General features: G+C 75.0%; 11 protein-coding genes. 7 read left to right on the forward strand and 4 right to left on the reverse strand.

Features of this window, described 5'->3' with window-relative positions:
- Positions 1 to 18: 18 nt before the first annotated feature.
- A complete protein-coding gene (locus LV78_RS14920) occupies positions 19 to 1,308 on the forward strand; it encodes a putative PEP-binding protein (protein WP_253845870.1) in 1,290 nt (429 codons plus the stop codon).
- A 6-nt stretch (positions 1,309 to 1,314) separates the two neighbouring features.
- On the opposite strand, the gene LV78_RS14925 is transcribed toward LV78_RS14920, so the two are convergent.
- Positions 1,315 to 3,330: a xanthine dehydrogenase family protein molybdopterin-binding subunit gene (locus LV78_RS14925; protein WP_253845871.1), complete on the reverse strand. Its 2,016-nt coding sequence runs from the start codon at positions 3,328 to 3,330 to the stop codon at positions 1,315 to 1,317.
- Positions 3,327 to 3,791, reverse strand: coding sequence for a (2Fe-2S)-binding protein (locus LV78_RS14930; protein ID WP_253845872.1), 465 nt, complete (start codon positions 3,789 to 3,791; stop codon positions 3,327 to 3,329). Before LV78_RS14930 ends, LV78_RS14925 begins: the two co-directional genes overlap by 4 nt.
- Before the next feature lie 189 nt (positions 3,792 to 3,980).
- On the opposite strand from LV78_RS14930, the gene LV78_RS14935 reads away from it, so the two are divergent.
- Entirely contained in the window at positions 3,981 to 4,814 is an 834-nt protein-coding gene (locus LV78_RS14935) for a polysaccharide lyase (protein WP_253845873.1), read from the forward strand.
- Between the two features lie 83 nt (positions 4,815 to 4,897).
- Positions 4,898 to 5,953: a restriction endonuclease gene (locus tag LV78_RS14940; protein WP_253845874.1), complete on the forward strand. Its 1,056-nt coding sequence runs from the start codon at positions 4,898 to 4,900 to the stop codon at positions 5,951 to 5,953.
- A gap of 70 nt (positions 5,954 to 6,023) precedes the next feature.
- Here the strand turns inward: LV78_RS14940 and LV78_RS14945 are convergent, their stop codons facing one another.
- Positions 6,024 to 6,722, reverse strand: a complete 699-nt coding sequence (locus LV78_RS14945; protein ID WP_253845875.1) for a hypothetical protein — start codon at positions 6,720 to 6,722, stop codon at positions 6,024 to 6,026.
- A gap of 298 nt (positions 6,723 to 7,020) precedes the next feature.
- Entirely contained in the window at positions 7,021 to 8,052 is a 1,032-nt protein-coding gene (locus tag LV78_RS14950) for a LacI family DNA-binding transcriptional regulator (protein WP_253845876.1), read from the reverse strand.
- Between the two features lie 95 nt (positions 8,053 to 8,147).
- Between LV78_RS14950 and LV78_RS14955 the strand changes: the two genes are divergently transcribed.
- The 4 genes from LV78_RS14955 (at position 8,148) to LV78_RS14970 (ending at position 13,678) form a co-directional block, all read left to right on the forward strand.
- Complete coding sequence (locus LV78_RS14955; protein ID WP_253845877.1) at positions 8,148 to 10,076, forward strand: cellulase family glycosylhydrolase; 1,929 nt, start codon at positions 8,148 to 8,150, stop codon at positions 10,074 to 10,076.
- Positions 10,073 to 11,296, forward strand: coding sequence for a D-mannonate dehydratase ManD (manD, locus tag LV78_RS14960; RefSeq protein WP_253845878.1), 1,224 nt, complete (start codon positions 10,073 to 10,075; stop codon positions 11,294 to 11,296). Before LV78_RS14955 ends, manD begins: the two co-directional genes overlap by 4 nt.
- Positions 11,297 to 11,449: 153 nt before the next feature.
- Positions 11,450 to 11,947: a hypothetical protein gene (locus LV78_RS14965; protein ID WP_253845879.1), complete on the forward strand. Its 498-nt coding sequence runs from the start codon at positions 11,450 to 11,452 to the stop codon at positions 11,945 to 11,947.
- Positions 11,948 to 12,064: 117 nt separating this feature from the next.
- On the forward strand, positions 12,065 to 13,678 hold the full coding sequence (locus LV78_RS14970) for a glucuronyl esterase domain-containing protein (protein ID WP_253845880.1): 1,614 nt from the start codon (positions 12,065 to 12,067) through the stop codon (positions 13,676 to 13,678).
- The last annotated feature ends 36 nt before the right edge of the window (positions 13,679 to 13,714 follow it).

Below are 13,714 nucleotides of genomic sequence, written 5' to 3' on the forward strand. Positions count from 1 at the left end.
GGGCAGCACGCTCGGGGCATGACGGCAACGAGCGTGCGTGAGGTCCCCGGAGTGGTGCTCGTCGGTTCGCCGACCGCGAGCGTGCACGGCGAGTGCAACCGGGGAGGTGAGCCGATACCGGGCGCGGTGCTGGTGGCCGAATCGCTCGGACCCGAGCTGTACGAGGCGATCGTGGTGTCGGCGGCGGTGGTGTGCGCGCGGGGCGGGCGCACCGGGCACATGCAGTCGCTGTGCCGCTCGCGGGGCATCCCGGTGCTCCGGGTGGCCCCGGCCGAGCTGGGGGCGCTGGTGGGCGAGGTGACCGTGCGGCTGGACCGGGAGTCGGTGCTGCTGGGCGCGGCCGTCCCCGCCCCGCGCGCCCCCGGTCCGGCCCCGGCGCGGTTGGACGAGGTGGACTCGGTGTGCGTGGTGGTGGCCGACGCGACGGACGTGCGCGCGGTCAACGCCCTGTCGCCGGGGGTGGCGCAGGTGGACAGCTACTTCATCCGGGAGGAGTTCGCCTGCCTGTCGGCGGAGCTGAGCCCGATCGACGCGCTGCGCTCCGGGGTGGCCGGGGCGCGCCGGTACGGGGCGGCGCTGGCGGACGAGCTGTGCGGGATGCTCGCGGAGCTGCTGCCGGGTCAGCGGTTGGTGATGCGCCTGCTGGACCTGCGCTCGGACGACGCCGCGCAGATCACCACGGGCGTGCCGGTGGAGGGCGAGCCGAACCCGGAGCTGGGCCTGCACGGGGCGCGCTGGCTGCTGGCGGAGGAGAACTACCCGCACGCGTTCCGCGCGCTGCGCGAGCGGGTGCGCGAGCTGGCGGGGCCCGCGGCGGACCGGGTGAGCTTCGCGGTGCCGTTCATCAACGACCGCGACGAGTTCGAGCGGTTGCGCGCGCACCTGGGGCTGGACGGGGGGACCCCGCTGGGGGTGTTCGTGGAGACCCCGGCGGCGGTGCACTCGACCGCCGAGTTCTGCGTGGCCGGGGCGAGCGAGCTGTTCGTCGGCACCAAGGACCTGATCCAGTTCTACCTGGCCGCCGACCGGGGCAACCACCTGGTGGCGGCGACCTACCAGACCAGGCACCCGGCGGTGCTGGCGGCGCTGCGGCACGCGGTCACCGCCGGGCGGGGCGGCGGGGTGCCGGTGCACGTGTTCGCGCTGGGCGCGGACGTGGAGCACTACGTGCGCAGGCTGCCGACCCGCAGGCTGATGATGTGCACGGCCGAGCTGCGCCAGGTGGCGCTGGCCGCGCGGGAGCGGGCGGCCCAGGAGCAGGCCGCCGTGGAGCGGGCTGCGGGGCAACGGCTGGCGACGGCGGGCTGAGGCCGGTCAGCCGACCTCGGAGTGCACCGGCATCCCCGTCACCGGCCTGCCGGTCGCCTGCGCCACGGCCGAGGCGATCGCCGCGGCGGCGGGCGGGTAGGCCAGCTCGCCCATGCCGCCGAGCGGCGCGTCGGAGTCGACCAGGACCACGTCGAACTCGGGCGCGGCGTCGATCCGGGCCCACGCGTAGTCCCGGAACGACGACTGCTCCACCCGGCCCGCGCGGACGGTGATCCGGGCGCCGAGCACGGTGGAGATCGCGTCCAGCACCCCGCCCTCCACCTGCGCGCGCACCCCGGACGGGTGCAGCGCCCGGCCGACGTCGACGGCGGCGGTCACCTTGCGCACCAGGGTTTTCTCCCCGCGCGCGTCGACCTCGGCGAGCACCGCGATGGCCGAGCCGTACTCCAGGTGGCAGGCGACGCCGAGTGCCCGCCCCGGCCCCGGCCGGAACCGGACCCTGGCCGCCGCCGCGTCCAGCACCCGCAGCAGCCTGGGCTGGTCGGCCAGCAGCCTGCGCCGGTACTCGACCTGGTCCCAGCCGCCGCGCTGGGCGAGCGCGCTGAGGAAGCACTCCTCGGCGTAGGCGAACTGCCCGGCGTAGACCGCGCGCCAGAACCCGGTGCGCAGCGGCGCGGGCAGCACGGTGGCGGTCACCTCGCCGGGCACCGCGTACGGGAAGTGGTCGCCGCTGGCCAGCACCAGCTCGGGGGTGCCGAAGAACGGCAGCACGGTCAGGCCCCAGGTGGCGACCCGGTGCGCGCGCCGCACGGGCAGCCCGTCGGGGCCGAGCTCGGCGGTGAGCCGGTGCGCGGACATGGGCCGGTAGGAGTCGTGCCTGGTGTCGTCCTCGCGGGTCCACAGCACCTTGACCGGGGCGCCCGCCGCGCGCGAGCAGGCGATGGCCTCCAGCGCGTAGTCGTCCTCGATGCGCCTGCCGAACGCGCCGCCGGACAGCGTGGGCTCGACCTCCACGGGCACGCCGAGCTTGCGGGCGAGGGTGTCGCGCAGCCCGCCGGGGTCCTGGGTGGGCGCCCACAGCCGGACCAGGTCGGGGCGGGCGTCGGCGGTGGCGTTCATGGGTTCCATGGGGGCGTGCGCGAGCAGCGGCAGCTCGTAGGTGGCGGTGTGGCCGTCCGCCGCAGGCGGTTCCTGCGGGAGCGCGGCCACCAGCTGCGCGAGCCACTCGCGGCTGTCCGCGTCCGGGGTGCCGCCGGTCCACTCGCAGGTGAGCGCGGCCTTGCCCGCGAGCGCGGCGGACGCGGAGCGCGCGATGACCGCCACCCCGCCCTGGGCCCCGTCGACCCCGTCGAGCACCACGGTGGTCAGCACGCCGGGGACGGCCAGCGCCCGCGCGTCGTCGTGCGAGGCGAGCCGGGCGCCCAGCCACGGCGGGCGGGCCACGACGGCGGTGAGCAGGCCGGGGAGGGTGACGTCCAGGCCGTAGCGGGCGCGGCCGGTGACGATGTCGCGGGCGTCGACCCGGCCCGCGCGCTTGCCGAGGACCTTCCAGTCGGCGCTCGGGGTCAGCGGGGCGGTGACGGTGGTGGGGTCGAGCGCCGAGGCGGCCTCGACCAGAGCGGAGTACGGGAGCGCGCGGCGGCGGTGCCGGACGTGGCCGTCGCGGGCGGCGCACTCGGCGACGGGCACGCCCCAGCGCTGGGCGGCGGCGGTGACCAGCAGGGCGCGGGCGGTCGCGGCGGCGCGGCGCACCGGGTCGGCGAGCTGGCGCACCGAGGTGGAGTTGCCGATGCCCTGCCTGCCGTAGCGGGCGGTGTCGCCGGGGGCCTGCTCGACGGCGACCGCGTCGAGCGGCACGGCCAGCTCCTCGGCGACCAGCATGGCGACGACCGTGCGCACGCCCTGCCCGGTGTCGGGCCGGGGCACGGTGGCGGTGACCCGGCCGCGCGCGTCCAGCCGCACCAGCACGTTCGGCACGAGCCCCGTCCCGGAGGCGAGGGCGGGAACGGGGAGCGCGACGGTGAGCCCGACGGCGGCCAGGAAGCCGCGCCGCCCGATCACCTCGGCCCCCGGTCCCGCGCGGCGCGCTTCACGGCCGCGCGCACCCGCGAGTAGGTGCCGCAGCGGCAGACGTTGTCGCGCAGCGCCTCGTCGATCTCCGCGTCGCTCGGGTCGGGCACGCGGGCCAGCAGGGCGACGGTGCTCATGATCTGGCCGGGCTGGCAGTAGCCGCACTGGGCGACGTCCAGCTCCAACCAGGCCCGCTGCACCGGGTGGTCGCCGTCGGCGGACAGTCCCTCGACGGTGGTGACCTCGGCCGCCACGTCGGAGACCGGCAGCACGCACGGTCGCGCCGCCGCGCCGCCGACCAGCGAGGTGCACGCCCCGCACGCGCCGACGCCGCACCCGTACTTGGGCCCGGTGAGCCCGAGGTCCTCGCGCAGCACCCACAGCAGCGGGGTGTCGTCGGGCACGTCCACGACGTGCCACCGCTCGTTGACCCGCAACCGCCGTCGCACCACGCGTCCTCCTCGGGTAGCCGTCGGCCAGCGTGCCCCGATCGGACAATCGGCACAATGCGCCCGTTCGGCGGCGGGGGTGGCGTTCGGCCGCGCGCGACCCCTGAGTCGGCCGCGAGGCGTTGACCCAGATCCGCCGGGTGTGCCGATACTGGTGCTCCGAACGGCCCACGACGACCAGGGGAGCCGCTGGTGCGCAGGAAGTCCTTGCTGGCGCTGGGGGTGTGCGCGGCGCTGCTCGTGCCCGCGACGGCCGCGAGCGCCGCGACCCGGTCCAACGGCTTCGAGCGGCTGCCGTCGGGCGCGCCGTACACCCGCGCGGAGTGGGCGGCGGACGGCTGGAGCGCGACCTGGGACCAGGGCATGGGCAGCCGGGCGGTGGTCGACGGTTCGGTGGCCCGATCCGGCGGCAAGTCGCTGCGCGTGCTGTACCCGAAGGGGAAGATCGGCCCGGCGGACTCGGGCGCGCAGGCCCCGTTCGCGCTGGAACCCGCGCGCGAGTACTGGGTTCGGCAGTGGGTGCGGTTCTCGCCGGACTTCAGCTGGGGCACCACCGAGTACGGCGGCAAGATCGGCATCGGCCTCGGCGGGGGCAAGGCGTGCTCGGGCGGGCAGGCGTGCGACGGGACGAACGGGTTCACCTCGCGGTTCACCTGGCGCACCGGCGGGCGGGCGTCGCTGTACGTCTACCACATGGGCAAGGAGGGTCAGTACGGCGACGCGATCGACCTCCGCCTGGACGGCGCGCCGGTCCACTACCCGCTCGGCCGGTGGGTGGAGCTCAAGCAGCGGGTGCGGGTGAACACGGTGGCGAACGGGGTGGCGAACCCGGACGGCGCGGTGGAGGTGTGGTTCGACGGGCGCAAGGCGGGCGAGCGCGCCGGGCTGCGGTTCGTGACCAACGCCGACCTGGTGGACCGGGCGTACTTCTCCTCGTTCTTCGGGGGCGCGACGGAGAGCTTCGCCCCGCAGCGGGACTCGTGGATCTGGTACGACGACGTCCGGGTGTCCACCACCCCCCTGTAGCTCGCACGGCAGGGTGAACCACGGCCGCGCCAGGCCGGGCCCGCACTAGGATCGCCCCTGGTCGGAGCCGGGGAGGTCGCGACGTGCGGGCGTGGTTGGTGCGGGCGGGCAGGGGCGGCGAGCGCGAGGCGTGGGCGCTGGGGGCCGGGTGCACGGGCGGCGGGTTCGGCGGGGTGGCGGACCTGGGCGGGGCGGTGGACCGCGAGGCGGTGCTGGCGGCGGTGCGCGCGGCGAAGCCGGACGCCGCCGAGCAGGCGCTGCGGAACTTCACCGCGCAGCTGTGGGCGCTGCGCTCGCGGATGGCCGAGGGCGACCTGGTGGTGATGCCGCTGAAGAGCTCGGGGCAGCACCTGGCGATCGGCGAGGTCACGGGTGGTTACCGGTACTCGGCGGCGGAGCCGGACGTGGACCGCAGGCACGTGCGCCCGGTGCGCTGGCTGGTGACGGACCTGCCGCGCACGGTGGTGAAGCAGGACCTGCTGTACTCGTTCGGCGCGTTCTCGACGGTCTGCGAGCTGTCCCGCAACGACGCCGCCTGGCGGGTGTCCCGGCTGGCCGAGCTGGGCCGCGATCCGGGCGCGCGGGCGTCGACCCCCGCGCCGAAGGGCCGCCGGGAGCCGGAGGAGGCCCCGGACGAGGTGGCGGACTCGGCGCAGCACGACGTGGACATCGCCCGCTACGCCCTGGACCGCATAGCGAGCCGCACCATCGAGGAGTTCGCCGGACACCGGCTGGCGGACCTGGTCGCGGCGGTGCTGACGGCGGAGGGCTTCCAGTGCGAGAAGTCCCCGCCTGGCGCCGACCAGGGCGTGGACGTCCTGGCGGGAACCGGCGCGCTCGGCCTCGGCGAGCCGCGCCTGGTGGTGCAGGTGAAGTCGGAGGCCGGGCAGGTGGGGCTGCCGGTGGTGCAGCAGCTCCAGGGCGCGGCGACGGCGCACGGCGCGGCGGGGCTGCTGGTGGCGTGGGGCGGGATCACGAAGCAGGCCAAGCAGTACCTGTCGACCCAGCGGTTCACGATCAAGGTGTGGGACTCGGAGCTGCTGCTGGAGCGGGTGTTCGCGAACTACCCGGCGCTGCCCGCGGAACTGCGCGCGGAACTGCCGCTGCGGCAGGTGTGGGCGCTGGTGGAGGACGGGTGAGGGTGGTGCGCGGGGACGCCGCCCCGCGCGCCTGCGATCGGCGCGCGGGCGGCGTCACCCGGTGCTCGGCTCACGCGGGCGGCGTGCAGGTCACGCTGCCCACGGTCACCGCGCCGCGTTCGCCCGCGCGGTCGGTCGCCGGGCCCATGTCCGGGCCCAGCCACAGCCGGACCGCGTGCACGGTCAGTGAGCCGTCGCCGTCCTCGTCCCACGAGCGGGTGTTGAACACGGCGCGCACGCCGTTCGCCAGGGTCGTCTCGTAGTCGACCGGCACGGTGTCCGGGAGGGACGCGCCGACGACGCCGCGCAGGGTGAACGCGGACTCGACGGTGCCGTCCGGGGTGGCGCGGCAGGAGATCGCGTAGGTGCCGACCTTCAGCAGCGGGAGGCCCGTGTCGGCGTGGTTGAAGCGGAAGGCCTTGCCGGTCGCGGTCGTGGTGACGGCGCCGGAGGGCTCGGTCTCGCAGGTGGTGCTGCCCTGGCCGAACGCGACCAGCTTGCCGCCGGTCACCCCGGAGGTCTCGGCGCCGGTGGACTCGCCGCTGACGCAGGTGGCCAGGGGCGGGATGTCCACGAGCAGCTCGCTCGCGGTGCGGATCACGGCGTTGCCGACGCTGGCCGCGCCGGAGACGCCGCCGGGCGCGGTCCTGGTGGGCGCGGTCCTGGCCGGTGCGCCCTCGGGTGCGGCGGTCGCGGGCACGGGGGTGAGCGCGAGCAGCCCGGCCACCGCCGTCACCGCCGCTCGCCTGGTGCTGGGGGACAACGTCATCAGCTCCTCGGATGTGGACTCGTCCCTCCGAGTGCAGCGCGCCGGACGGCGGTGCGGCCAGCCAAGCGGCGGGAACCACCCGGCAGAACGCGGTGATCACCCTTGCAGGGCACCCACTTGTGCACCGTGACGTCCGGTGAGCGGAGCGGGGAATCCGGGTGACACCCGGCGGTGGTTTCAGCGGGACTTCAGCGAGCGGGCGGACACTGCGCGACGACCGCCGACGCGCTCCCGTGACACCGCCGCCACCACGCTCCCGCCACCGCCACCGCCACCACCGCCGCGACACCCCGGCGGCTCAGCGCGGCGCGGGTCCCGTCGACCCGCGCACCACCAGCTCGGGCGGGCGCACCTGCGCCGGTCCCCCGTCCACCACCCCGAGCCCCGCCAGCAGCTCCACCGCCGCCGCCCGCCCGAGCCCGACCAGGTCCTGCCGGACCGTGGTCAGCGCCGGGTGCAGCAGCTCGCACAGCGGCAGGTCGTCGTGCCCCACCACGGACAGCTCCCCCGGCACGTCGATCCCGAGCCGCCGGGCGGTGGCGAGCCCGGCGGCGGCCATCGAGTCGTTCGCGAACAGCACCGCCGTGGGCCGCTCGGCCGAGGTCAGCAGCGCGCGGGCCGCCACCGCCGCCGCGCCGGGGTCGAACCCGGTGGCCGACGCGCACTCGGGGACCAGGCCGTGCCCGCCCAGCGCCCGCCGGAACGCCGCGCGCCTGCGCCGCGTGTGCACCCGGTCCTCCGGCCCGCTCACGTACCCGAACCGCCGGTGCCCCAGCCCCACCAGGTGCTCCACCGCTCGCGCGATCCCCCGGTGCTGGTCGCGGGCGCGGGCGGTCGGCACCGGGTCGGGCCGCCACGGCGTGCCGACCAGCACGGCGGGCAGCCCCAGCTCGCGCAGCAGCGCGAAGCGCGGGTCCCGCACCCGGCTCTCGGTGAGCACCACCCCGTCCACCCGCCGCCCGGCGGCGAGCCCGCGGTACGCGCCCTCCTCGCCGTCCGCGTCGACCAGGTGCAGCAGCAGCCCCCACCCGAGCGGCGCGAGCGCGCTCTCGACGCCGGTGATGAGCTGGGCGAAGTGCGGGTCGCTGCTGAGCAGGTCGGGCTCGCGGCGCAGCACCAGCCCGAGCGCGCCGACCCGCGCCCCGCGCAGCGCCACGGCCGCGACCGACGGCGCCCACCCGAGTTCGGCGGCGGCGGCGAGCACGCGCAGCCGGGTCGCCTCGGCCAGCCGCCCCTTGCCGTTGACCGCCGCCGACACCGCGCCCACCGACACGCCCGCGCGCGCGGCGACGTCCGCGATGGTCGGTCTGCCCGATCCCGTTCGCCCCACCGCGACCTCCTCCGGAGCCCGTTCGGCGCAACCCGTCGCCGCACTGCGGTCCAGGGTCTCGCCCTCGACCGTGGTGAAACGTTATACCTGATGGCGTGAAGCGCTCTTCGGCACTGGTGACCGGTCCGGACGGCAGGCCCGACGTGTGGTTGGGGGTGAACTTCTGGTCCCGCGTCGGCGGCCCGCTGATGTGGCGGCGCTACGACCCCGACGTGGTGCGCGCGGAACTGCTGGTGATGCGCGCGCACGGCGTCCCGCTGACCAGGAGCTTCTGCTACTGGCCGGACTTCATGCCCGAGGAGGACCGGCTGGACGAGGCGGTCCTGGCCCGGTTCGACCACTTCCTGGACCTGCACGAGGAGCTGGGGATGCGCACCATCCCGACGTTCCTGGTGGGCCACATGTCCGGCCAGAACTGGGACCCGCCGTGGCGGCGCGGTCGGGACGTGTTCGGCGACGAGTCGTTCGTGGCGCGGCAGCGCTGGTACGTGCGGGAGCTGGTCGCGCGCTGGAAGGACCACCCGGCGGTCGCGGGGTGGTTGCTGAGCAACGAGATCCCGCTCTACGCGGACGAGCGCACGCGCGGCATCGGCACCCTGGACGCCGACGCGGTCACGGCGTGGGCGGAGGCGCTGATCGGCGAGGTGCGGGCGGCGGGCGCGCGGCAGCCGGTGTCGGTCGGCGACGGCGCGTGGGGCGTGGAGGTCACCGGGCTGGACAACGGTTTCCGGGTGCGCGACCTGGCCCCGCTGGTGGACTTCCACGGCCCGCACGTCTACCGCATGGAGGACGACCCGCTGCGGCTGCACCTCGCGGCGGCGTGGGTGTGCGAGCTGCTCGACGTGGGCGGGCGGCCGGTGGTGCTGGAGGAGTTCGGCGTCACCTCCGACTACACCTCGGACGAGAACGCCGCGCACTACTACCGGCAGGTGCTGCACAACTCGCTGCTGGCGGGCGCGACCGGCTGGATCGCCTGGAACAACACGGACTTCGACGACCTGGCCGACCAGGAGCCGTACTCGCACCACCCGTTCGAGCTGCACTTCGGCCTGACCGACGCGCGCGGCGTGCCGAAACCGCAGCTGCTGGAGCTGCGGGAGTTCGCGGAGGTGTTGCGGCGCACCGACTTCTCGCGGTTGCGCAGGCCGGACGCCGAGGTGGCGCTGGTGGTGCCGTCGTACCTGGAGAAGCGCTACCCGTTCACGATGCCCGAGGACGCGACGAGCGTGTTCGAGCACGGGCGGCAGGCGTACGCGGCGGCGCGCGAGGCGGACCTGCCGGTGGGGGTGGCGCGCGAGCTGGACGGCCTGCCCGACGACTGCGCGCTCTACCTGCTGCCGTCGGCGAAGCAGCTCCTGGCGCCCACGTGGCGGGAGCTGCTGCGGCGGGCGGAGGAGGGGGCGGTGGTGTACGCGTCGTACTTCCACGGGGCGCACAAGGTGCAGCGCGGGTCGTGGTGGCCGGACCTGGACGGGATGTTCGGGGTGGCCAAGCGGTCCCGGTACGGGCTGGTGGAACCGGTCGTGGAGGACGAGCTGCGGTTGCGGGTGGTGACCGGGTTCGGCGGGTTGGCGGTGGGCGAGGAGCTGGTGTTCGCGGTCGGCGGGAACGAGCACTCGCGGGCGTTCCTGCCGGTGGACCCGGTGGAGGCCGAGGTGCTGGCGGTGGACGGTCGCGGGCGGCCCGCGCTGCTGCGGCGGCGGGTGGGGTCCGGGGCGATGGTGCTGTGCGCGTATCCGTTGGAGCACATGGCTTCCGCGACGCCGTCGGTGAACCCGGAGGACACCTGGCGGTTGTACGCGGCGCTCGCGGCGGAGGCCGGGGTGGCGCCGGAGGTGTCGGTGGACGATCCGGGGGTGCTGGTGTCGGTGCTGGAGCACGAGGACGGGCGGCGGTTCGCGTGGCTGGTGAGCCAGCGCGGGGAACCGGTGACGGCGCGGGTGCTCGGGGCGGGGTTGCGCTCGTTCGGCGACGTGGTGGAGCTCGGCCCGCACGGGGTCGTGGTGGCGGAGGTGGAGCGGTGAGGATCGTGTCGGCCGAGGTCGTGGTGACCTCCCCTGGGCGGAACTTCGTGACGTTGCGGATCACCACCGAGGACGGGCTGTCCGGGCTCGGGGACGCGACGCTCAACGGGCGCGAGCTGGCGGTGCGGGCGTACCTGGTGGAGCACGTCGTGCCGCTGCTGATCGGGCGGGACGCGTCGGCGGTCGAGGACACCTGGCAGTACCTGTACCGGGGCGCGTACTGGCGGCGCGGGCCGGTGACCATGGCGGCGATCGCGGCGGTGGACACGGCGCTGTGGGACATCAAGGCGAAGGCGGCCGGGATGCCGCTGTACCAGTTGCTCGGCGGGGCGTGCCGGGTGGGCGCGCTGGCGTACGGGCACGCGTCGGGGCGGGACCTGCCGGAGCTGTTCGACTCGATCCGGGCGCACCTGGAGCGCGGGTACCGGGCGATCCGGGTGCAGACCGGGGTTCCGGGGCTGGGCGTGGTGTACGGGGTGGCGGCGTCGGTGGGCGGGCAGCGGTACGACTACGAGCCCGCGCGGCGGACGGCGCTGCCGGTGGAGGAGGAGTGGGACACCAGGGCGTACCTGCGGCACGTGCCGGGGGTGTTCGAGGCGGTGCGGGCGGAGTTCGGCCCGGAGCTGCCGCTGCTGCACGACGGGCACCACCGGATGACGCCCATCCAGGCGGCGAAGCTGGGGAAGGCGCTGGAGCCGTACGACCTGTTCTGGCTGGAGGACGCCACCCCCGGTGAGGACCAGGCGGCGCTGCGGTTGATCAGGCAGCACACGACGACGCCGCTGGCGATCGGCGAGGTGTTCAACTCGGTGCACGACTACCAGGGGTTGATCACCGAGCGGCTGATCGACTACGTGCGGTCGGCGGTGACGCACACGGGCGGGGTGACCGGGATGCGGCGGCTGCTGGACTTCGCCGGGGTGTACGGGATCAAGTCGGGCATCCACGGGCCGACGGACATCTCGCCGGTGGGGATGGCGGCGGCGCTGCACCTGGACCTGGCGGTGCACAACTTCGGCATCCAGGAGCACATGGAGCACACGGCCCGGACGCTGGAGGTGTTCCGGACGTCGTTCACGTTCGGGGACGGGCTGCTGCACCCGTCGGACGCGCCGGGGTTGGGCGTGGAGCTGGACGACGAGGCGGCGGCGGCTTTCCCGTACGAGGCGGCGTACCTGCCGGTGAACCGGCTGCGGGACGGGACCGTGCACGACTGGTGACCGGGCCGCGCCCGCCGGGGTTCGAGGCCTCGGCGGGCGTGGTTTTCCGGCAGGGGTGAGCAATTCCCTGCCGGGAATCGCAGAATTGCGGGGACAAAATTCCCCGAATACCCACTCACCGCCCCAGGGAGAATCGCGCTCTACAGTTGCGGGATGCGCGGATTACTCCCCACTGCCCTGCTGACAGCGCTGCTCGCCCTGGTCAGCGGGTGCCAACTGTTCACCCCGCCCCACGCCATCGCGGGTTCCGAGTTTCGCGGCAGCACCCCGATCGTCAGCAAGCAGGACAACGAGGTCCGGTTCGACCTGAGGGTGAACGAGAAGAACGTCGAGACGTTCTTCACCCTCCCCCTGGAGGGCAGGAAACGACTGCTCGAAGGAACGCCGGGGGTGTCCGCGACGGGTGGTTGCTCCCCGCTCTCCTTCTCGCTGACCGTGCGCGTGGACGGGGCGGGCCCCTACCAGGCGGACTACCACAGCGGCGCGACCGGGGCGGCGAGCTTCGCCGAGGCGCCGGTCCCCTCGCTCGCCCCGGTCCGCTGGGAGGTCCCCGCGTCGACGAAGGAGCTGGGGTTCTCCGCCAACGCCGAGGTCCCCGACGGGTGCGTCCTCACCCTGACGCTGCGCCACTTCACCGTCACCGACGCGTGAGCGCGCTCCCGGCCAACTGAGACCACCGGTCACCCCGGCGGCATTGACATGTTTCGAGCTCTGCCTCGAAACTTTAGAACACCGCCGCCACGCCTCCTCCCCGGAAGGAGATCAACGGTGATCACCCGCTCCGGCCGTCTCCGGCTGTCCCTGGCCCTCCTCACCGCGCTCGCCCTCACCGGCACCGCGCTCGCCACCGCCGCGCCCACCCCCGCACCCCCGACCGCACTCGCCGTCGAGGACGACGGCGCCGACTGCCCCGTCACCCTGCCCGGCAGCACCCCGGCCAACCCGCGCCTGCCCGACCCGTTCACCAGGATCGACGGCTCCCGCGTCACCACCCTCGCCGACTGGCGGTGCCGCCGCGCCGAGATCCGCGAGCTCGCCGAGCGCCACGTCTACGGCGACAAGCCCGCCAAGCCCGCCTCCGTCACCGGCGCCGTCTCGCGCACCTCCATCTCCGTCACCGCCACCCACCAGGGCCGCACCGCGAGCTTCTCCGCGAGCGTCGACGCCCCCAGCGGCGCAGGCCCGTTCCCCGCCGTCATCGTGGTCGGCGGGTTCGGCGCCGACACCGCCGCGATCAAGGCCGCGGGCGCCGCCGTGATCAGCTACGACCCGCTCGCCGTCGGCCGCGAGGGCACGCCGCGCAGCAACAAGCAGGGCGCGTTCTACTCGCTCCACGGCGCGTCCAGCCCGACCGGCCTGCTCGCCGCCTGGGCCTGGGGCGCGAGCCGCATCATCGACGTGATCGAGCAGTCCGGCAGCGCCACGATCCGCGCGGACGGCATCGGGGTCACCGGGTGCTCGCGGTACGGCAAGAGCGCGTTCGCGGTCGGCGCGTTCGACCAGCGGATCGCCCTCACCATGCCGATCGAGTCGGGCAGCGCGGGAGCCCCGGCGTTCCGCTCGATCGCGGGCGAGAGCGGCGCGCAGCCGCTGAGCAGCGCGTACGGCGAGCAGCCCTGGCTCGGCGACGCGTTCTCCGCCTACACCGGCAACCCGAACGCGCTGCCGGTCGACACCCACCAGGTCATCGGCATGATCGCCCCGCGCGGCCTGCTGCTGCTGGAGAACCCGCACGTCGACTGGCTCGCCGCGCGCTCCGGCAGCGTCGCCGCGCTCGCCGGGGCCGAGGTGTACAAGGCGCTCGGCGCGGCCGACAACATCTCCTACTGGTCGGACGTGCAGGACGGCACGCACTGCGCCTCGCGCTCGGAGTGGCGCGGCCCGATCCAGGAGAACATCCGGGAGCACCTGCTCAAGTCGGGCAACGCGCAGCAGGTCTTCCGGATCTCCGCGAAGAAGGCCGGGAACCTCGCCCAGTGGCGCGACTGGCAGACCCCGGTCCTGAGCGGTGGCGGCGGCGAGCCGACCAGCACGACCACCGGCGTCACCACCACGACCACCGGGGTCACGACCACCACCACTCCCCCGCCGGGCGCGGGCTGCACCGCCAGCGCCTCGGTCAACCAGTGGAACGGCGGCTTCGTCGCCACGATCACGGTCACCGCGAACCGGGCGATCACCGGCTGGACGGTCGGCGCGACCCTCCCGCAGGGCGCGACCATCACGAACTCCTGGAACACCACCCGCACCGGCACGTCCGGCCCCGTGACGTTCACCGACGCCGGGTTCAACGGCCCGCTGGCGGCAGGCCGGTCCACCGAGTTCGGCTACCAGGCCACCGGCACCGCCCCGACCGCACCGCTCACCTGCACCGCCCGCTGAGCTGACGCCTTCGACTCAGAGGCCCCGGAAGGAATC

The organism is Actinosynnema pretiosum (assembly GCF_024171695.1).
Classification (GTDB): Bacteria; Actinomycetota; Actinomycetes; order Mycobacteriales; family Pseudonocardiaceae; genus Actinosynnema; species Actinosynnema pretiosum.

Bases quoted from the DNA above. Each gene is read 5' to 3' on its own strand.
- LV78_RS14920 (WP_253845870.1), top strand. From the start codon at position 19: ATGACGGCAACGAGCGTGCGTGAGGTCCCCGGAGTGGTGCTCGTCGGT.
- LV78_RS14945 (WP_253845875.1), bottom strand. From the start codon at position 6,722: ATGACGTTGTCCCCCAGCACCAGGCGAGCGGCGGTGACGGCGGTGGCC.
- LV78_RS14965 (WP_253845879.1), top strand. From the start codon at position 11,450: ATGCGCGGATTACTCCCCACTGCCCTGCTGACAGCGCTGCTCGCCCTG.